This is a genomic window from Microcoleus sp. B13-B6, assembly GCF_036705405.1.
Lineage (GTDB): Bacteria > Cyanobacteriota > Cyanobacteriia > Cyanobacteriales > Microcoleaceae > Microcoleus.
Window position 1 is genome coordinate 28342 of sequence record NZ_JAUBUJ010000048.1, and the last position, 18622, is coordinate 46963.

Consider the following 18622-nt stretch of genomic DNA (forward strand, 5'->3'; position numbering starts at 1 on the left):
CAAATATCAAGGAGCGACGCACCCTACCGATTAACACCACATAATATAGCTGCTACTGTACTTCATGAACTACCGAATATGCTGTATAATCGTACTTTGGAAAATCAGTCATTCCCTATTCTAAAATCTAAAATATAAAATGGTATTAATAGCTCGGTTGCACAAATTTCTGACTGCTACAGTCGATCGCACATCCCGATCGCACACAATATTTTGGTTGACTCTCAGCCTGACATTTGCCGCCATCTATGCTATTTTAGGAATCAATCAAGTCTTCAGCGCCGAGTATATGGTGCAAGACGATGCGAGGCAGCACGTTTTCTGGATGATGCGGTTTGTTGATCGCCAATTATTCCCCAACGATTTCATTGCTAATTACTTTCAATCAGTCGCCCCTGCAGGATACACCACGCTCTACAAATTAGCAGCAACAATTGGCATTCACCCGCTATTATTTCACAAAATATTGCCACTATTTCTCGGCTTAATCTCCACTTATTACTGTTTTGGCCTTTGCCTAGAAATGCTGCCAGTGCCGATGACTGGATTTATTGCATCTTTGCTGTTAAATCAGCATATGTGGATGACCGATGATTTGGCTTCCACAACGCCAAGAGCTTTTATCTATCCGATATTTCTGGCTTTTTTATATTATTTATCGCGCAGTTCCTTGCTGCCTTGTTTAGGGGCGATCGCGCTTATCGGACTATTCTATCCTCCTTACGCCTTGGTTGCTGCTGGAATTTTAGTTTTGCGGCTGCTATGCTGGGAAAAGGGCAGTTTGCGCTTGTCGGGCGATCGAACAAATTACCTATTTTGCAGTACAGGTTTAGGACTAATCTTTTTAGTAATGCTGCCCTATGCCTTAGATAAGTCTGAATTTGGCCCAACTTATACCGCAGCAGAAGCGAAGCAAATGGGCGAATTTGCACCAGACGGCAGAAATGCTTTTTTTCGTCCCAACCCCAAAGATTATTGGTTGACAGGGCGGGGCAGCGGGATGTTTCCCAAGTCGCTGTTTACACCTGTAACTCACTGTGTCGGGCTGTTATTTCCGCTGCTGCTGTTTTTGCGATCGGCTGTTCCCTTAGCAAATCAGATTCAACGCCAAATTTGGCTTTTGCTTCAGCTATTTTTAGCATCCTCGGCGATGTTTCTTTCGGCTCACGCTACCATTTTTAAGCTGTATCAACCGGGTCGTTATACGGCATACAGTTTGCGATTTATTATTGTTTTTATAAGTGCGATTTCCCTAACTTTAATTATCGATGGATTCGGTCATTTGGCATTAAAAAGCGCAACAACATTTGATGTAAAAAAAATCGTTGCACTAATTACGACAGCCACAATCGCTATCGCCGTTGTTCTTTATCCCTGCTTGGTCGAAAATTTTCCCACAGTCGGGTATGTAGAAGGTAAAATGCCGGGTTTGTACAAATTTTTTGAGCAACAACCTAAAGATATCTTGATTGCTTCAATCGCGGCAGAGACTGATAATTTGCCAACCTTTAGTCAGCGTTCTGTTCTGGTGGCAAAGGAATATGCAGTGCCGTATCAGAAAGGCTACTACAGCAAATATCGGCAGCGAGTTAACGATTTAATTCGCGCTCAATACACTCCCGATCGAGCTGTATTGCAAAATTTTATTAATCAATATGGAGTTGATTTTTGGATGCTCGATCGCAATGCTTTGACTCTTGATTATGTAGAGGACTACGGCTGGATCGATGACTTTGATTCTACACCGCAGGCGATGCTTTCTCTCAAACAAGGGAAAATTCCCGCTTTAGCTTCAGCAATGACAAGCTGTGCTGTTTTTCAGAATGAAATTGTAGTGGTTTTGGATGCGTCTTGTATTGTGAAATTGACTGGGAATTAAGGCGAGACAGAGCTTTGGAATATGCGTTACCAGGAAGAGCCTGGGAACTAGAAAGAACTGTTCGGATTCTGAAGCTACAATTGCTGTATGGAGATTCTTTAGGAGCGATCGCCCAATGCGTTATAATCCCCATAAGAGATAATGGTGTAGCTCAATGACACAAATTCTCGATCGGGAAACTTTCGATGGGCGAGTGGTGCTCAACGGCACTTGGGAGCAATTCAAGTTAATCCAGAAGGTTTCGGAAAATTCTCCTGGCATAAAGTTGTCTTTTTTTGCAGGGGCGATCGAGATTCTGATGCCGGGATTCCAACACGAAAATTTTTCGGAAATCATTGGTTACTTAGTGACCACTTTTCTGCTGCAACAAGGTATTAAGTTTTACCCATCTGGTTCAATGACTCAGGAGAAAGCGGGAGAAGCTTCTACTCAAGCAGACAAATCGTTTTGTTTGGGAGAACCTAAGTTGATTCCCGATTTGTCGATCGAGGTAGTTTATACTAGCGGTGGACTGAGCAAGTTGCCAAAATATCGAGCTTTGGGCGTGCCTGAAATCTGGTTTTGGGAAGATGGCACGCTGCGACTGTATCATCTCCGGGAAGATGGCTACGAGCAAGTAATTCAGAGTCAACTGTCAGGATTGGAAACGCTGGATATCGATTTGCTAAGACGCTGCATTTTAATGGGTGAAACTGATTTGGCTGAAGCGGTTAAGGTTTTTGGCAAGGGAATCTCGCTCGATCGTACATGATATCATGTCCGATCGATTGACCATAATATCCCAGCCGGGGCGGGTTTTTGAGATTGTTAATTATTGGCAGATATTGTTGGTGAACCCGCCCCTACCTGATTTTGGGCGAAGCGAAGCGGAGGGAATCTACCGGACATAATATGACAGCAAAACGTTCGATTTTCCGGTGGAGGCGATCGAAATTTTAGTGGTTTTGGCAACATCTGGAAAAAATAGTATCCCTATATCCGGGACTTCTTAAATAAGTCTGGTTCTGCTGTTGCTGGGAACGAAAAATACAGTCTTTTGTAGGGCGAATCCCCTTGCGGTTGCCACTCCTGATGGGTGATGGTGCGGATATCGTGCAATTAAATAATCTCCGCAATCAAAGGTGAATATAGATCCAGGGTCAAGTTCACAGACAATGAAAATTGCACAAAAGCTCGATCGCCAATTATCTCTTCAACAAAAACATGACAACACTTTACGTCAACCCGCAAACAGGCAGTGATTCCGCAGCCGGCACCCAATCGGCTCCATTCAAAACTATAGCGCGGGCGATCGCCCGCGCTGCGTCGGGAACTACGATTCAGTTATCACCGGGAACTTACAGCGCTGCTAGCGGCGAAAAATTCCCCTTGGAAATTCCATCGGGAGTAAAAGTTATTGGCAATGAAACTAACAAAGGTACCGGCACTCTAATTCAAGGAAGCGGCAAATTTGTCAGTCCCACCGCTGCAAGCCAAAATATCACCATACTACTAGCAACTAATTCCCAATTGCGCGGAGTAACTGTCACTAATCTTGATAGTCGCGGCACGGGAGTCTGGATTGAGTCAACTTCTCAGACTGTGGCTAACTGCACTTTCACGCTTTGCAAGGGCGAAGGCGTGTTTGCCACGGGCACTGCTAATCCTGCGATTCTCGACAACATATTTGTGGAAAACTCAGCCGCTGGCGTAATTATGGCGGGAACTGCTAAGGGAGTAATACGGCGCAATATTTTTCAAAAGACGGGTTTCGGCATCTCTCTGCAAGCTCAGTCGGCTCCTTTGATTGCTGATAACCAAATTTTGGAAAATCGCTCCGGTATAGTTTTAGCAGGGGAATCTAAGCCGATTTTACGCAAAAATCGCATCGAAAAAAATACGGAAGACGGTTTGACTGCGGTGGGGAAGTCGCTGCCAGATATTGGTACTGCTCAAGATTTGGGCGGCAATATTTTTCAGAATAACGGTGAATTAGACTTGCAAAACGCGACTGGGGTTAAGATTTCTGCGGTGGGAAATCAGCTCAATTCTTCGCGGATGAAAGGTTTATTTGATTTGGGCAATGTGACGGCAACTCCGACTCCTGGCGGGCTACAGTTCAGCGACACCAACACGCATTGGGCTAAGGATTTTATCGATCGCTTGGCAAAGATGAATATTGTTAGCGGGTTTCCCAACGGCACTTTTCAACCTTACGAGATTGTAACTAGAGCTCAGTATGCGGCTATGTTGGCGAAGGCGTTTGAATTGGTGCCGCGCCGTGAGGCGACGGTTTTTAAGGATGTGGCGGCGGATTTTTGGGCCAAGGGAGCGATCGACCAAGCTAATCGAGCTGGCTTTTTGGCTGGATATCCAGACAGCACGTTTCGCCCGGAGCAGAATTTGACTAGAGTTCAGGCGATCGTTTCTTTGGTAAACGGCTTGCAGTGGGCGGGCGGCAACCCCAATTCTTTGAGCGTTTATGTCGATCGATCTCAGATTCCCAGTTTTGCCACCGACGAGATAGCAACCGCCACAGAGCGCAAACTCGTGGTCAACTATCCCGCGCGCGAAAAGCTTTCCCCCGCCCACGACATCACCCGCGGCGAGATATCCGCCCTCATCTACCAAACTCTGGTAGCCACAAAGCGGGCCGAGCCAATTAACTCTCCTTACATCGTCTAAGGGAATTGGGAGAGAAGGGAGAGGATAACTTGGGGTACAAAGAACTCACATCTTGCACCATTCTCGCTCAACAGGCTTTCCGGCCTGTTCCACAAAGAGTAGATTTTCTTGTGGGGTGGGCATCCTGCCCGCCCTGAAAGGATTATTGAGAATGGTGCAATATCTCAGAAGAACCAACCCATCTCCCCTCTCCCTTGTCTCCGATTTCCCACTCTCACCCACTCTCGCCAACTCTCGGCCACTCCCACTCTCCCAAGTCTTGATTTGCGAGTACCCGAATCGTTTTATGATTAAACATTAAGAAATTAAGCAATCCTTAAGGTTCCACTGTCAGATTATGGCTAAAATTCAATTCTCTCGGGGTATAGACGAAGATGCTGTACCCGAAGTGCGCCTAACCCGTTCTAAAACGGGAGCTCAAGGCACTGCCACGTTTATCTTTGAAAATCCCAAAGCTCTCAGCAGCACCAGTACCGAAGACATTACTGGAATGTACATGATCGACGACGAAGGCGAACTCCTCACTCGCGAGGTTAAGGCTAAGTTCATCAACGGTCAGCCTGCTGGTTTGGAAGCTCTTTATCTAATGAGAAGTCCCGAAGAATGGGATCGATTTATGCGTTTCATGGAACGCTACTCGGAATCAAACGGCTTAGGATTTAGCAAGGCATAATTGATGGGAATAGGGCATGGGGCATGGGGTATGGGGCATTGGTTATATCATTTCCGGTAACACCGGAATGATGTTGACTGTTGACGGTTGACTGTTGACGCCGTGAACAGTCAACCGTCAACAGTGAACTCTAATTTACTATTCCGATGCTAACGGATTTGATATTATTGGTTATTAATTATTTGATAATGAATAACTAACAACGAACAAATCACAACTAACTAATGACTTCTTCCCTCTTCCCTTTTCCCTTTTCCCTTTTCCTGATTCCTTCTTGCTTCTTGCTTTTTCCTTCAACATCTGTTATATGACGCAAATTCCTCACCCCGACTTATCTAAAATAACCGTAAATTGCGCTATCATTACTGTTAGCGACACGCGCTCTGCTGAAACAGACACTAGCGGCTTGTTAACTAAGAAGCTGCTAAAAGATGCGGGTCACTCTGTGGTAGCTTACACTGTTGTTAAAGATGATGCGGCAAAAATTGTATTGCAAATGCAGGCTTTTTCCCAGCGTGAAGATGTGGATGCAATCATTTTTAACGGCGGCACGGGCATCGCTCCCCGAGATACGACCTATGATGTGATGGAGAGTTTGCTTGACAGGATTTTACCGGGATTTGGGGAGATATTTCGGTTTTTGAGCTATCAAGAAATTGGTTCGAGGGCGATCGCCTCTCGCGCTGTTGCAGGCGTGTATCAAGGCAAGTTAGTCTTTTCTCTTCCGGGCTCTAGCAATGGCGTGAAACTAGCTGTGGAAAAGCTAATTTTACCCGAATTAGTTCACTTGGTGACGCAGTTGCGCGGAGGGTGATATCAATTCCGGTAACACCGGAATGATGGGGAGTGGGGAGTGATCCGTGGGGGAATGTGGAATTATTGACCTTGACTCGATCATTCCCACCCAACCGGAAACGATAGGAGGTCGCTTTCTTCAATCTCTTCAATCTAAAATCTAAAATCTAAAATCGCAAGCCCCCGGGTTTAGCAATGAGGTCGCTTTCTTCAATCTCTTCAATCTCTTCAATCTAAAATCTAAAATCTAAAATCTAAAATCGGCTGACTGGCTGCATTCACCGCAAGAAACGGGTGGCTTTGAGCCTACTCTATCGCTAAAGTAAGGAAACATCAAAATTCCCTTGACTTAGACTAGATGATTTCGATGCAGAATGCGAGTGTCTATGCTAGCGAAGATTATCACCGGATTGCTCGGGCGATCGCCTTTATGCGACAACACCACCTGAACCAGCCCAATCTGGCAACTGTGGCCCAACACATAGGACTGAGTGAATATCATTTTCAACGGCTATTTACTCAATGGGCCGGCATTAGCCCCAAGCGGTTTTTGCAATATCTGACAGTTGAATATGCCAAGTCAAAAATCACTCAGACTAAAAGCCTTCTCGACCTAACATTGGACGTGAGACTATCGAGTCCCGGACGATTGCACGATTTATTTGTGAACTTAGAAGCAATGTCACCAGGGGAGTTCAAAGCAGGCGGAGCAGGTTTACAAATTCGCTATGGCATTCATGATACCCCTTTTGGCACATCTCTAATCGCGACAACTGCCCGTGGTATTTGTAATCTTTATTTCTTGGATACAACAAACGAAAAAAACGCCGCACAAAGACTGCAATTGACCTGGAAAAATGCTGAAATCATTCGTGATGAGCAAGCCACTCAATCATTGCGTGACCTGATTTTCAATTCAGAAACTCTCAGCGAGCAAAAAGCACTAACGCTCTTGGTAAAAGGCACTAACTTTCAGATTCAAGTTTGGCGAGCACTTTTGAAATTGCCATTTGGTGCGATCGCGACCTATCAAACTATAGCTCAAATGGTAGCACGCCCAACTGCTGCTAGAGCTGTAGGAAATGCGATCGGTAACAATCCTATCGGCTATCTAATTCCATGTCACCGAGTCATTCGAGAATCTGGAGAAATCGGTGGCTATGGCTGGGGAGTAGAGCGTAAAACAGTCATGTTAGGTTGGGAAGCTAGCCGTACAATCTGCGAACCCACCCTCGCAGGAATAGAGCGATCTAACGGTGTTAATTACCCGCCGCAGACTACCTCCGTTCCCAACACATAACCTCTGTGCGGTGGGGTGCATGGGCGTTGTTTTGCTGCGTCGCCTAGAGAACTTTTAATAACCTCCGACTTCAATCACTTCCCCCGGAGTAATGGTATTCAACACGTTACGAGCATCTGGTATCAGAGGAAGTAAATCAGGAAGCCTGTTGCTCGATGCTACAAGAACAACGACTGCAACTCCAGCTTGCTGCAAGTTTTGCTGATAGCGCAAATTTTGATCTGTGGTGAGCAGAATCGTGAAGCCTTCTTGACTCATAAGCAGCAGCAATTCACCGTTCTTCTTTCCTGACCATCCCATTTCAACAACTGTGCGTATCTCGTAATCAGCAAGTTCACGTTTTAAAGGTCGTGGGGCACATTCATCAAGCAGGATTCGCATAGGCTGTCAGCATTTCCTTTGCTAATTCAAGAGCTGCAATTGTCTGTTCTCGACTGACACTAGGGAAATGGTCGAGAAATACCTCTAATGAATCACCAGCCTTAAGATAATCAAGTAGGGTTCTCATTGGTACACGAGTCCCAACAAAAACAGGGGTTCCCCCCAGAATATCGGGGTCGCTATGAACAACACGGGATGTTAATGTCATAACAAATTTAGCCAACTGGCTACCAGCTTTTACAACAATTGTATCCCAAAGTCAATCGATTTTAGATTTTAGATTTTAGATTTTAGATTTTAGATTAAAGAATTGAAGCATTGACTTGCGCGAGATAAATACGTTCGGCAAGTTTCATCGGATACAGGTTTTTTATTTCACCGGTCCTGAGTCTGCTTTCGGAATGAATCACGTGGCGGGTATCCTGGATGCTTTCGGTCATTTGATTTTCGTGAGCAGAAAGCCAAACACACGATCGCTAGCATCCATTTTATCTAAAACTACAACTTTTAGCAGTTTAGGCTGGGAAGCTAGCCATACAATCTGCGATCGATCTCGATAGCATTACTATTTTTGCTACTTGCCTTCGCAATCGATCGCAGATAAATTTCAGGCTGCAAGGTCGATCGATAATACACTAGAAATATTGCTGTATCGCCAGTTTTTCAATGACAAGCGAATTTCAAAGGTGGTACCCGCCACGTGATTTATCCGTGGAATCAATCCAAAATCTAAAATCTAAAATCCTCACGCCCCCGAATTTATCTCGCGCAAGTCAATCCAAAATCTAAAATCTAAAATCTAAAATCGAATGACGCTGCCTACCGGATCTCGTTCTCCTGCTTTGTTCCAAACGCTTTCGCTGGTAGCTGACCCGATCGCATTTTTCGATCGCTACTCGGCCAAATACGGCGATACATTTACCGCCCGCGTGTTGGGGCCCGCTTCCCCCCCCGTGGTGTTTCTGGGCAGTCCAGAAGCGATTCAGGCGGTGTTTACGACCTTAGCCGATGCCTTTGAGTTTGGCAAAGTGACCAACGTATTTCGCCCCCTGGTCGGAAATGAATCCATAATAATGAATGAAGGGTCGCGACATCTGCGACAGCGACAGCTATTAATGCCCGCGCTGCATCGGGAACAGTTGCACAGTCAAGGGCATTTGATTGTTGATTTGACGCAAAAGCACACGATCGACTGGAAAGCCCCAGATGCGATCGCAGTCCGCGAAGAAATGTTAGAAATTTCGCTGGAAGTAATCTTGCAAGTCGTGTTTGGATTAGTGCCGGGAGAGCGCTACGAACGCCTGAAACAATTGCTCAGCAAGCTTTTAGAGGCGATCACCTCTGAGCTGTACTCCCTACAATTTTTCTTTGAACCGTTGCAACAAAATTTGGGGCCTTGGAGTCCGTGGGGGCAGTTTTTGCAGCAGATGGCGGAGATTGACTCGCTGATTTATGCGGAAATTGCCGAGAGGCGATCGCATTCTCTCGATTCGTCTCGCACGGATATTCTGTCGGTGTTGATGATGGCCCGCGACGACACCGGCGAATCCATCGGCGATCGAGAATTGCGCGATCAGTTGATGACGCTGTTGTTATTGGGACATGAAACGACTGGATCGGCGTTGACTTGGGCGTTTTACTGGCTGCATCAGTTTCCCGAATGCCTTGCTAGGTTGCGGAAGGAATTGGATGAATTAGGGGAGAATCCCGATCCGATCGCACTTTCGCAGTCGCCCTACTTAACAGCAGTCTGCAAGGAAGCGCTGCGGGTTTATCCAATTGCCTTAATTTCGCAGCCGCGCAAGGTGAAACGGACGATCGAACTCGAAGGCTATACATATCAACCGGGAACGATTTTAATCCCCTGTGTCTATTTGGCGCACCGTCGCCCTGAAACCTACGAAAATCCCGCCGGGTTCAATCCCGATCGCTTTTTAGATCGCAAGTTTTCCGCCTCTGAATTTTTACCGTTTGGAGGCGGGAGTCGAAGCTGCATCGGGATGGCGTTATCGATGTTTGAAATGAAGCTGGTTTTAGCAACGGTGCTGTCTTCCCGTGAGTTTGTATCGAATCTCGATCAACCTATTCGTCCGGTGCGCCGGGGAATCACCTTTGTGCCGCCCGATCGGTTTCGATTAACGGTTGTGGGCGATCGGCGTTAGATGAGAGTGAAACACCCTGTCATATCATTTCCGGTTACACCGTAATGATGTTGACGGTTGACGGTTGACAGTCAACAGTCAACAGTCAACAGTCAACAGTGAACTGGAATTTACTATTCCGGTGTAACCGGAAATGATATCAAGCAAGATATGTTATTCGATGAAAATCCCAGCAACTTTGTCTCCATTCATAGTCATGTGTGCCACAAATTCATCTCCACCATCTTCAAAACTCAGCTTCCACAAATAAATCGGACTATTACCTTGTTTTATCTCACCAAAATAATTAAATGAGTATCCCTTTTTCATGCGGGAAGCAAGCTGCTCGCTAACATCGTCAAACATTTGTTGTGTAATGCTCGCTTTGTAGCCTGCATCCCCCACTGTAGTAAAAAGCTCGTAATTCTTCGATGCAGTGGCATCCAAGATTACCTGCAAACAATCGATGACGTTTTGAGAGGGGGCTGTCGGGTTCATGAAGATGTCCTTCTTTTAGGGTTCTATCAAAATCTTCTAGCTCAGACTGCTGTCTAAGTGTTAATTCTACCGCTATTGCGATCGAATCCAGTTTTGGAGCGTCATTGACCGCCAACACCATCAGCTTAGCTCAGCCGCTACGAGCACTTTTTCGTTCTCCCAGATCCAGCCCTGTTACTAGATTGGAGCGATTTTTGCTTTTGCAATCATTTTAGGCTTGACATCTGTAACCTCATAGGTTACATTAGTAAAGTAATCTCAAAAGTTACAAAAAGTTTTAATTAATATATATAAGTGCTATGAACTGGATATTCAGCCTTGATTGAAGGATTATTTCACATGATACAAACTTTTAAAAATAAAGCATTAGAAAGATTATTGAGGGAAGGCAATGCAAAAGGAATTCCTAAAGAAGTTGAAAAAAGGACAAGAGCAAGACTTGAAGTAATAGATACAGCAATAATTATAGATGATATTAGAATACCAGGCTATGATTTACACGAGCTTAAAGGTGATAGACAGGGAACTTGGTCAATAAAGGTATCAGGTAACTGGCGTATAACTTTTACATTTCAGGATAACAACGCATACGATATATATCTCGAAGATTATCACTAGCCCATAAAACAAAATCTAATAATTTAACTTAAACCGAAAGGAAAGTTGCATGAAAGACATAAAAGACATTATTCAAGGGAGGAAAGTAAGACCAGTACATCCGGGCGAGGTCATTTCAGATGTGCTTGAAGATATTGAAATGACTCAAACCAGGTTTGCTGAGATACTTGGTGTATCCCGTCGCAGTGTCAACGAAATTGTTTTAGGTCAAAGACCAATTACAGTAGATATGGCAATTCGCATTGGGAAAGCGTTGGGGAATGGCCCTCAACTGTGGCTTAATCTTCAGCAAAAAGTTGATATCTGGGATGCAGTGCAAAAACACAGTGAAGAGTACGACAAAGTATCTACGGTAGCATAGCGCGATATGTTAATCTCAGTAAAAAGAGCATCTAGCGGTTGAAACCGCAACTATACAAACGAAGTCAGCCTGCGCGGACTTAGAGATCGAGGAAGTATTTAACCAGGATGGGGTATCCTGTAAATAGGAACGATAACTTTTGCAACACGATTGTTAGGGTGCGGATTGACAAAAACAGCAAACCTCTTCAGAAGGAAATCTCATCCCACTCTGCTTGAACTTCGTCTTGTTCGTCAACTTCTGATCTTTCTTTTTCAATGGCTTCTATAAACTTAATCGCGCTTGAAACATTGTTAAATATCAGAACACTCTCATGATAATTCAAAATAGGATTGTCATGAGCCAGACTTTGGTCGTTTCTAACATGATTAAAAGACTCCAGAATTGAAATCGAAGATTTTAGAATCCTTTCGGTCATTTGTGACTTAATAAAGCCGTTCTTTATTAGATACTTTACATATTCTCCAAAAAGGCTATGCAATGCTTTGTCCCTGTCATAACTGATTCCATATTTATCGCATTGCTGCCTTGTATACTTCACCACATAAGTATGCAGTCTATCTAATGCTACTTCTGGCTCATTATTTTGAATACTTTCCCTTATTGATTTTGCTAATACAGAAAACTCTTTGTCAGTAGAATATGGTTGAATTGCATCAATATTTTCAACAATGCTATCTTGCTTAAGTCGTTTTGCTATTGTATAGCAATCATCAAACAAGGCTTGCTCGGCTTGGCTTATTTCTCTGTGATTTATCAGTCTTTTTGTTTTCCAATAGTCCAACAAAGCTGAAATTAATTTTCCAACAATATAGTTAGCTTCTTTAGCCCAAAAGGCTTTTAATCGATTAGCTTTAGAGCCGCTAGCGTAATCGTACTTGCCGTCAGATATGTCAATGTTTGTATTGTCAATTATGAATTCCCGGAAAGTTATGTTTGAAAAATCAAGAACATAACCACCTTCCATCTCAAACATTTTTTCAAGTTTTACTTTGTCAATGCTCGACAACTCAGACATTTGCAGTAACCTGTTAATTTATAATTGATTGTAACTACTCAAGACCAATTAGATATGCGATCACTTTACTGCTTCCTGATGAGCCTCGGAGACTGATACATAGCTTTACTGGAAGTTTCTCAGCCATAGGATGAAGCAGGCTAACTATTAATTGTAACGCATTTGCGGTATAATAGACTTAAAATTTTTATTAGACCGCAAACATTTTTCAAACATCAAACCGGACTATTTATTGCCTCAGCAACAATAGTCCGGTGTCGGACTGTATTGCAAGTGATTGTCGGCTGTGCAAAACCGGAATCAACTAAAGCTTGCTCGATATCCAACCCAAAATACTGATCCAAATAAGGCTCCGTGCTCTTGAGCAAAGTTAAAATATAAGGAGGCATTTTGGCATAAACTTCAGACTGGGGATTCATATCCATAATTGTCAAATGTCCACCAACACGCAGCAAACGCCTCGCTTCCCGGAATATTTCTCTAGTAGCTTTCTGCGGCAATTCGTGACAAACTAAACAAATAGAAACTAAATCAAAAGCAGCCGCCGGCAAACCAGTAGATTCAGCAGCCGCGTGAACCCAAGTCGGAGATTTTTGATTTAAAGATTGGGATTCTCGCTGTTGAGAACGGTATTTAGCAACTGCTAAAAAATACGGCGACAACTCCACCCCAGTCATCTTCGCTTCCGGGTAAACCTCCCCAAGAGCAAAGGTACTCATTCCCACACTGCATCCCAAATCCACAATATCTCGCGGTGAAGAAGCAATCTGAGATTTGATGACTTCGTGATAGCTGGCGCGGAGTTTTGCATCGCCTTCTGCACCCGCTTCCGGCCAAATTGTGGCGTGAACTGTACGGGCTGCAACTTCAACTTCTGTAGCAGCTTCCCAACTCATATTACCTTTTTCATAAGCGTGGAATGAAGTTAGATAATATTTCGGGTAAACAAGATCGGGATTTTGGACGCTGAGCAATTCTGCATCCCAATTCCGGGACAAAAGTGCTTGCGATTCTTGTCGCCAATGCACTCCGATTTTTTCTCCTCTTTTTATCATCATTTCCCGCGCTTGGTGCTTGGCTAGATTAGCCAAAGGCTTGATGGAGAGTACGCCATTTACTAAACGCGAGGCTAATCCCGGAGTTTTTTTAACTGCAACCGTCATGTTTTATGTTTTTCTATTTGGCGCCAATTATTGTAACACAGTGCGAGGATTTTGAGTTGTCAATATAATGAAACTTAACTTTGTGCGGGCGAGTGAAATGCAAATGTTTTGTGGTAAAGACTTTTTTTTATGAACCGCAGAGGGCACAGAGAACGCAGAGTTAGAGAAGAGAGAAAAGCTCAGAGGATTGCAAAACTGGATATTGTCGTGTAATATTTATTTGTGCTTACCTACTTAGTTCTGGGAAATTTATCTGGAATCTGGAATCGGATTTCCCGAAGTTGGAGTAATTGGAAGAACACTTTAAATCGGGCTATTCAGGAGTTTGTGATGAGCAAATCTATTGTGGAATTGGTTGACAATTTGCCGTCGGGTGGCGTCACTGTGATGATGCTCAAATCCCTCGATTTTGTGGTTCCGGGGGAGTGGAATAATCTCACGGGTTTTGATAATACTATTGAAGCGGTGACAGGGGAAACAAAGCGCAAATTAGTGGGGAAAATTCGCGATCGCGCGATCGAGCTTTACGCTAACCCCAACGAGCCATATCAAGGCGTAGTCAGGCTTTACCAGTTAGCAGACAGCGCCGACAGTGCGTTAGGTGCAACGGCTATGGCGAATAAAATCGGCGAAAACATCGGCTTTCTTTCCTTTCTAAACCGCCTCACTCCCAAAGCTGACACAACTCAAACGATCGACTTGTGCGTCAAAGTGGCGATCGAGCTAATAGCCTACTGCAAACTTAACAATATTTCCCTTAACAATGTGGGAAGCTTTGGTAATTATTTATCCCATTACAAAGACGAATCTCTGATGCGGATGGCTGCTTTAGTTTGTGCTGACGGTTTAATTCCCCTCGGCCCGGACTTCATTAGAGTAGCACAAAATACCATAGGCGGATTGAATCCTTCAACCTTGCAGCAAAACTCAACATTCCAAAATATCAGCAATCTAATTCCCGGCGCTAATAATGCAGCCAAATTTGGATTTGTGACAACTACTTTCGCTTCAGCCCAAGGTTGGATGAACAATTTAGTACAGTCTCGCGGCTTAACTCCCGCTATAGTTTTAGGCAATCTCAAGCAATACATTGATATTACCGATGACAAATTGGATTATGTGGCGGCGTTTTTAGACATGACTACCAATTATTACGAACATACGGGAATTCAGACGGTTGCTCGCCGATTGATCGATCGAGCTTATGGCGAAATAGCCTCGGATAGATACTAGAAAAGTCGTTCCCACGCGAGGGAAAACAGCAAGGCAGAGCATGGTAACGAGGGAACTTGTTAGGTTCGCGTTTGCCATGCTGTTGGGTCTCTGCAACGCCAGAAAAATGGCGGTCACTATCACTCGGCTTGATACAATGCGATAATACACAGCATAGGGAAAGCGACGCACCACCGAGCGCCGAACATCGCGATAGACAACTGGATAGGACTCCGGCATCTGGCAAATTCGATCGAGCATTTCGTCAATACAGTCTAAAAACTCGTCACCAAGTCCTACTTGCTGACCGAAAGCATCCAGGATACAAACCCCCGGATTCATTCCGAAAGCAGACTCAGGACCGGTGAAATAAAAAACCTGTATCCGATGAAACTTGCCCCCCGAATTTATCCGTGGGGTCAATGCTTCAATTCTAAAATCTAAAATCTAAAATCTAAAATCTAAAATCGATTGACTTTCATACCAAGTGTATGCTTCATCAACTTCTTCACGAACTTCTGGACGGAATACTAACGCATAATTCATAGTTTATTTTCGTGCTTTGACTGAAGCTTTAACTTCTTCCCAAGTCAGCACATTATCAGGATTTGCTTCAGAATCATCAATTCGGCGATCGAGTTCCTGCTTTTGAAAGTCTGTGAGGTCTGGGTGAACCTGTTCTGCCGCTATACTGTCTAAGATTGCTTGTACAAGACGAATCCGATCTTGAACGCTGAGGGCGACGATCTGATTTAATGTGCCTGTGAAATCCATAAATTTAAGTTAAGCGCCAAGGACTTAGTAGATTATTATAACTTAAAACAAATTGTGAAGAGGGATTCGGCGATTGAAATCGCTACTACACAAACCAAGTCCGCCTGCGCGGACTAAGAAACCCTCGATCGCAAAGTAAGTTAAAATAAGCAGATTATGTTTAGCAAACCTCTTTTAATCGCATTGTGAAAAACAAATCGCTTCCTTCATCCGTAACAGTCAAACTAGGCAAATTTGTCTGGACATCAATGTGGCAATTAATGATGTCAAAACTAGCGCCGCCCGATCGCACGGGAGCATACATTCGCCCCAGCAGCAGTTTCCGCAACTTTGTCAGCACTGCACCAGACAACCCTCACGGGCCCGCTGCGGGACGGTATCGCCTCTTCGTGGGTACGGGATGCCCTTGGGCGCACCGCACTCTGGTGACGAGGGCGCTCAAAGGGCTGGAAGATGCGATATCCGTTTCTATTGTCTATCCCTCTGAAGGGGGAATGTGGGTGATGGAGTCGGAGACTTTTGGCTGCAACACGATGCCGGAACTTTACCAGTTGGCTTTACCGGGCTATCAGGGGCGGTGTACGGTGCCGGTGCTGTGGGATGAGTTGAAAAGGGCGATCGTCAATAACGAGAGTTCGGAAATTATTGTGATGCTAAACTCGGAGTTTAACGAGTTTGCTAGCAATCCTCAAATGGATCTTTATCCTCTGGATTTGCGAGAACAAATTGACGAGTGGAATGAGAAGATTTACCAATCGGTGAATAACGGCGTTTATCGCTGCGGTTTCGCCCAATCTCAAGCTGCTTATGACTCGGCTTGCAGTGAATTGTTTGCTGTTTTAGACGAGATCGATCGATCGCTCTTGAGGAGTCGTTATCTTTGTGGCGATCGGGTGACTTTAGCAGACGTGCGGCTTTTTACTACTCTATTCCGTTTTGATGCAGTTTACTACAGCTTGTTCAAATGCAATGTGCGCCGCATTGAAGATTACGAGCATTTGGGAGCTTATCTGCGCGATTTGTACCAGTTACCGGGAGTTGCTGGCACTTGCGATTTGGAGGCTGTGAAGCGCGATTATTACGGCAATTTGTTCCCGCTCAATCCCGGCTGCATTATCCCCGCTGGGCCCGATCCGGCGAGTTTGCTCAAAGCTCACGATCGAGAAAAAGTCCCACACAAACCCGGTGTTTGAACAAGTTGGCGCGGACTCGATCTTATTCTTGAATGTCACTTGTTGGCTGGTTTACTTCTTCGTCTTCAACTTCAAAATTAATTCGTTCGTAAATCTCTCTCAGCGGCATTTGAAATTCTACGGATTCTAGGGTTAATACAGATTCGTCTGAATCATATTCTGTTAATACCCATTTGCCATTAGAATTTTTAGCAAATTGTTCAATGTGATAGCTGTATTGGTCAATTAAAATGTATTCTCGAAATTCCGAGATTGATCGATAGGCGAGAAATTTACCACCGCGATCGTAGTCTTTGGTTGAATTGGATAAAACCTCAACGATTACCAGAGGGTTTGTAACAATTGTTTTGTTGTTTTCACGATAGACTGGCTCTCCTTGAATGACCATGATATCGGGATAGACGTAGCGGCGAGTTTGGGGTATCCACAGGCGCACGTCATTGATAAATGTCTCGTAATCTTGACCATTTACACTCAAGGGGAATTTGCGACAAAAATTCAGTGCGAGTTTGTTGTGGTTGGTTGTGCCGCCTGTCATTGGTACTATCTCCCCATCATGGTATTCACTTTTGTCGATCGCACTTTCTTCTAATGCGAGATATTCCTCTGGTGTATAGTAGCGTTTTTCGGTTTGGGGTTGCTTTTCGATTGCTGGTTTTTCTTGGGTTTGCATTGTCATTCCCTTCGGCTCTCAAGTGATTTTATGATAACATGAAATATTTGAGGAACAGAAACCGGGGGAGTCAGAAACCGGGTTTCTTAGCAAAATCTCGATGAAGATGCAAAAATTATCTAAAAACCCGGTTTCTTTCTAGCGTGTGGGGAGTCAGAACCCGGGTTTCTGTTTCTAATCTCGGTGAGGATGCAAAAATTATCTAAAAACCCGGTTTGTTGAAAAAACCGAGTTTTTAGATCGTCCATTACCGACTAGCTTTTTAATTCATTTTTAATTTCCGCTATTTGGATCTGTCGGTCTTGGTTTATTTATACATTGGTCATCGCGTTGTTTAGATGTCAGGCTATCGTACTTTTGGCTTTCAGGAAAATCCTCATCTATAACAATGATATTCTTGAACTCACTGGTTGCAAAATTGCGCCTGCCATAAATTTTTAGACAAAGAGGTTTCCGCTCGTTCTTGGCTTTTCTGAGAATAGCTTCAAATTGCCCAGAGTTTTTTTTGTCATGCTGATGTGCTTTTGATAGTTTTTGATCGACATTTCTAAGAACAGAAATATCTTCTTCCTGTTTGGCAGATGGAGACTTATCGGTCACAACTAAAGTAGTTTCAATTTCATAATTATTCAATTTCTTTATGTACACATCCTCTATCTTTGTTCCTATCCATACCGGGTCATCTAGCCGTGGCGGACACAAAGGAGTAAGACTACATATTGCTTGAGGAAATTGGGATATATTCACAAAAACTTCTATTGTTTTGAGAACTCCCCCCAATAAAGCCATGCCAATCATCAGAGTTTTTGTCCTATGTTTTGCTACTTTAAACTTTGTTCTCCATCCTGAAGGTTGAAGAATTGTTTTTTGACCGGAATTTGGCTGATTCTGCAGATTGCTCATATATTAATTCCCATCTTGTTTAGAAAATGACTTACGCACACCCTTTGCTAAAATTGAGTTCGACGTAAATGCAATCAGAAATATTAAACCACCCCGATTTCCTATAAATGCAGAGGTAAGCAAGAAAACTTTTTTTGCACAACCCATGTTCGTGGACTTGATATCCATTATTTTGATCAGAAACTTTCACCAGCAATAGCTTGCGCGGATGAAAATTTTTATTCAGTTAGCACCCAATGCTCAGGACTTACAACATAAGTCTATTGATACGGACGTTTACAAGTTTTAATACAACGTATCCGGCAAAATTTTATTTTTATCGGAACTTAGCCCCTGTGGGGGTAGTTCTGGAGGCTGTATTCTTTGTCCAGTCTCG

At 43.9% G+C, this 18622-nt stretch carries 20 protein-coding genes; 12 read left to right on the forward strand and 8 right to left on the reverse strand.

Annotated features, from left to right (window positions below; translation table 11 throughout):
- The first annotated feature begins 139 nt into the window (after positions 1-139).
- The 7 genes from QUB35_RS20995 (at position 140) to QUB35_RS21025 (ending at position 7311) form a co-directional block, all read left to right on the forward strand.
- Positions 140-1879 (forward strand): hypothetical protein, encoded by a 1740-nt coding sequence (locus QUB35_RS20995; RefSeq protein ID WP_333143686.1) that lies wholly within the window; start codon positions 140-142, stop codon positions 1877-1879.
- Between the two features lie 14 nt (positions 1880-1893).
- Entirely contained in the window at positions 1894-2037 is a 144-nt protein-coding gene (locus tag QUB35_RS21000) for a hypothetical protein (RefSeq protein WP_333143687.1), read from the forward strand.
- On the forward strand, positions 2034-2630 hold the full coding sequence (locus tag QUB35_RS21005; RefSeq protein ID WP_333143688.1) for a Uma2 family endonuclease: 597 nt from the start codon (positions 2034-2036) through the stop codon (positions 2628-2630). The genes QUB35_RS21000 and QUB35_RS21005 overlap by 4 nt, the downstream gene beginning before the upstream one ends.
- Before the next feature lie 452 nt (positions 2631-3082).
- Positions 3083-4543, forward strand: coding sequence for a DUF1565 domain-containing protein (locus QUB35_RS21010; protein WP_333143689.1), 1461 nt, complete (start codon positions 3083-3085; stop codon positions 4541-4543).
- Positions 4544-4880: 337 nt separating this feature from the next.
- Positions 4881-5216, forward strand: a complete 336-nt coding sequence (psb28, locus tag QUB35_RS21015) for a photosystem II reaction center protein Psb28 (RefSeq protein WP_333143690.1) — start codon at positions 4881-4883, stop codon at positions 5214-5216.
- A 307-nt stretch (positions 5217-5523) separates the two neighbouring features.
- Positions 5524-6030 (forward strand): MogA/MoaB family molybdenum cofactor biosynthesis protein, encoded by a 507-nt coding sequence (locus QUB35_RS21020; RefSeq protein WP_333057061.1) that lies wholly within the window; start codon positions 5524-5526, stop codon positions 6028-6030.
- A 348-nt stretch (positions 6031-6378) separates the two neighbouring features.
- Positions 6379-7311, forward strand: a complete 933-nt coding sequence (locus QUB35_RS21025; RefSeq protein WP_333143691.1) for a methylated-DNA--[protein]-cysteine S-methyltransferase — start codon at positions 6379-6381, stop codon at positions 7309-7311.
- 54 nt (positions 7312-7365) lie between these two features.
- On the opposite strand, the gene QUB35_RS21030 is transcribed toward QUB35_RS21025, so the two are convergent.
- Positions 7366-7611 carry a hypothetical protein gene (locus tag QUB35_RS21030; protein ID WP_445252056.1) on the reverse strand — a complete coding sequence of 82 codons (246 nt, stop codon included), beginning with the start codon at positions 7609-7611 and terminating at the stop codon, positions 7366-7368.
- A gap of 64 nt (positions 7612-7675) precedes the next feature.
- Positions 7676-7900 carry a DUF433 domain-containing protein gene (locus QUB35_RS21035; protein ID WP_333041786.1) on the reverse strand — a complete coding sequence of 75 codons (225 nt, stop codon included), beginning with the start codon at positions 7898-7900 and terminating at the stop codon, positions 7676-7678.
- Between the two features lie 601 nt (positions 7901-8501).
- Between QUB35_RS21035 and QUB35_RS21040 the strand changes: the two genes are divergently transcribed.
- Entirely contained in the window at positions 8502-9854 is a 1353-nt protein-coding gene (locus QUB35_RS21040) for a cytochrome P450 (RefSeq protein WP_333143693.1), read from the forward strand.
- Between the two features lie 153 nt (positions 9855-10007).
- Here the strand turns inward: QUB35_RS21040 and QUB35_RS21045 are convergent, their stop codons facing one another.
- Positions 10008-10331 carry a hypothetical protein gene (locus QUB35_RS21045; protein ID WP_333143694.1) on the reverse strand — a complete coding sequence of 108 codons (324 nt, stop codon included), beginning with the start codon at positions 10329-10331 and terminating at the stop codon, positions 10008-10010.
- Positions 10332-10649: 318 nt separating this feature from the next.
- Here QUB35_RS21045 and QUB35_RS21050 point away from each other — a divergent pair, with 318 nt between their 5' ends.
- Together QUB35_RS21050 and QUB35_RS21055 are read left to right on the forward strand one after the other, a co-directional pair.
- A complete protein-coding gene (locus QUB35_RS21050) occupies positions 10650-10949 on the forward strand; it encodes a type II toxin-antitoxin system RelE/ParE family toxin (RefSeq protein WP_333143695.1) in 300 nt (99 codons plus the stop codon).
- Positions 10950-10998: 49 nt separating this feature from the next.
- A complete protein-coding gene (locus QUB35_RS21055; protein ID WP_333143696.1) occupies positions 10999-11310 on the forward strand; it encodes a HigA family addiction module antitoxin in 312 nt (103 codons plus the stop codon).
- Positions 11311-11497: 187 nt separating this feature from the next.
- Here the strand turns inward: QUB35_RS21055 and QUB35_RS21060 are convergent, their stop codons facing one another.
- Both QUB35_RS21060 and QUB35_RS21065 read right to left on the reverse strand, forming a co-directional pair.
- Positions 11498-12328 (reverse strand): abortive infection family protein, encoded by an 831-nt coding sequence (locus QUB35_RS21060; RefSeq protein ID WP_333143697.1) that lies wholly within the window; start codon positions 12326-12328, stop codon positions 11498-11500.
- Positions 12329-12543: 215 nt separating this feature from the next.
- Entirely contained in the window at positions 12544-13491 is a 948-nt protein-coding gene (locus QUB35_RS21065; RefSeq protein ID WP_333143698.1) for a class I SAM-dependent methyltransferase, read from the reverse strand.
- A gap of 330 nt (positions 13492-13821) precedes the next feature.
- On the opposite strand from QUB35_RS21065, the gene QUB35_RS21070 reads away from it, so the two are divergent.
- Positions 13822-14724: a hypothetical protein gene (locus QUB35_RS21070; RefSeq protein ID WP_333143699.1), complete on the forward strand. Its 903-nt coding sequence runs from the start codon at positions 13822-13824 to the stop codon at positions 14722-14724.
- A 528-nt stretch (positions 14725-15252) separates the two neighbouring features.
- Here the strand turns inward: QUB35_RS21070 and QUB35_RS21075 are convergent.
- Positions 15253-15477: an addiction module protein gene (locus tag QUB35_RS21075; RefSeq protein WP_333143700.1), complete on the reverse strand. Its 225-nt coding sequence runs from the start codon at positions 15475-15477 to the stop codon at positions 15253-15255.
- A gap of 248 nt (positions 15478-15725) precedes the next feature.
- On the opposite strand from QUB35_RS21075, the gene QUB35_RS21080 reads away from it, so the two are divergent.
- A complete protein-coding gene (locus QUB35_RS21080) occupies positions 15726-16670 on the forward strand; it encodes a glutathione S-transferase C-terminal domain-containing protein (RefSeq protein ID WP_333143712.1) in 945 nt (314 codons plus the stop codon).
- 22 nt (positions 16671-16692) lie between these two features.
- On the opposite strand, the gene QUB35_RS21085 is transcribed toward QUB35_RS21080, so the two are convergent.
- Together QUB35_RS21085 and QUB35_RS21090 are read right to left on the reverse strand one after the other, a co-directional pair.
- A complete protein-coding gene (locus QUB35_RS21085) occupies positions 16693-17343 on the reverse strand; it encodes a Uma2 family endonuclease (RefSeq protein ID WP_333143713.1) in 651 nt (216 codons plus the stop codon).
- 273 nt (positions 17344-17616) lie between these two features.
- Complete coding sequence (locus QUB35_RS21090) at positions 17617-18246, reverse strand: hypothetical protein (protein ID WP_333143701.1); 630 nt, start codon at positions 18244-18246, stop codon at positions 17617-17619.
- Between the last annotated feature and the right edge of the window lie 376 nt (positions 18247-18622).

Coding starts and splice junctions, on each gene's coding strand:
- QUB35_RS20995 (WP_333143686.1), top strand. CDS start 140: ATGGTATTAATAGCTCGGTTGCACAAATTTCTGACTGCTACAGTCGAT.
- QUB35_RS21005 (WP_333143688.1), top strand. CDS start 2,034: ATGACACAAATTCTCGATCGGGAAACTTTCGATGGGCGAGTGGTGCTC.
- QUB35_RS21010 (WP_333143689.1), top strand. CDS start 3,083: ATGACAACACTTTACGTCAACCCGCAAACAGGCAGTGATTCCGCAGCC.
- psb28 (WP_333143690.1), top strand. CDS start 4,881: ATGGCTAAAATTCAATTCTCTCGGGGTATAGACGAAGATGCTGTACCC.
- QUB35_RS21020 (WP_333057061.1), top strand. CDS start 5,524: ATGACGCAAATTCCTCACCCCGACTTATCTAAAATAACCGTAAATTGC.
- QUB35_RS21025 (WP_333143691.1), top strand. CDS start 6,379: ATGCAGAATGCGAGTGTCTATGCTAGCGAAGATTATCACCGGATTGCT.
- QUB35_RS21030 (WP_445252056.1), bottom strand. CDS start 7,611: ATGGGATGGTCAGGAAAGAAGAACGGTGAATTGCTGCTGCTTATGAGT.
- QUB35_RS21035 (WP_333041786.1), bottom strand. CDS start 7,900: ATGACATTAACATCCCGTGTTGTTCATAGCGACCCCGATATTCTGGGG.
- QUB35_RS21040 (WP_333143693.1), top strand. CDS start 8,502: ATGACGCTGCCTACCGGATCTCGTTCTCCTGCTTTGTTCCAAACGCTT.
- QUB35_RS21045 (WP_333143694.1), bottom strand. CDS start 10,331: ATGAACCCGACAGCCCCCTCTCAAAACGTCATCGATTGTTTGCAGGTA.
- QUB35_RS21055 (WP_333143696.1), top strand. CDS start 10,999: ATGAAAGACATAAAAGACATTATTCAAGGGAGGAAAGTAAGACCAGTA.
- QUB35_RS21060 (WP_333143697.1), bottom strand. CDS start 12,328: ATGTCTGAGTTGTCGAGCATTGACAAAGTAAAACTTGAAAAAATGTTT.
- QUB35_RS21065 (WP_333143698.1), bottom strand. CDS start 13,491: ATGACGGTTGCAGTTAAAAAAACTCCGGGATTAGCCTCGCGTTTAGTA.
- QUB35_RS21070 (WP_333143699.1), top strand. CDS start 13,822: ATGAGCAAATCTATTGTGGAATTGGTTGACAATTTGCCGTCGGGTGGC.
- QUB35_RS21075 (WP_333143700.1), bottom strand. CDS start 15,477: ATGGATTTCACAGGCACATTAAATCAGATCGTCGCCCTCAGCGTTCAA.
- QUB35_RS21080 (WP_333143712.1), top strand. CDS start 15,726: ATGTGGCAATTAATGATGTCAAAACTAGCGCCGCCCGATCGCACGGGA.
- QUB35_RS21085 (WP_333143713.1), bottom strand. CDS start 17,343: ATGCAAACCCAAGAAAAACCAGCAATCGAAAAGCAACCCCAAACCGAA.
- QUB35_RS21090 (WP_333143701.1), bottom strand. CDS start 18,246: ATGAGCAATCTGCAGAATCAGCCAAATTCCGGTCAAAAAACAATTCTT.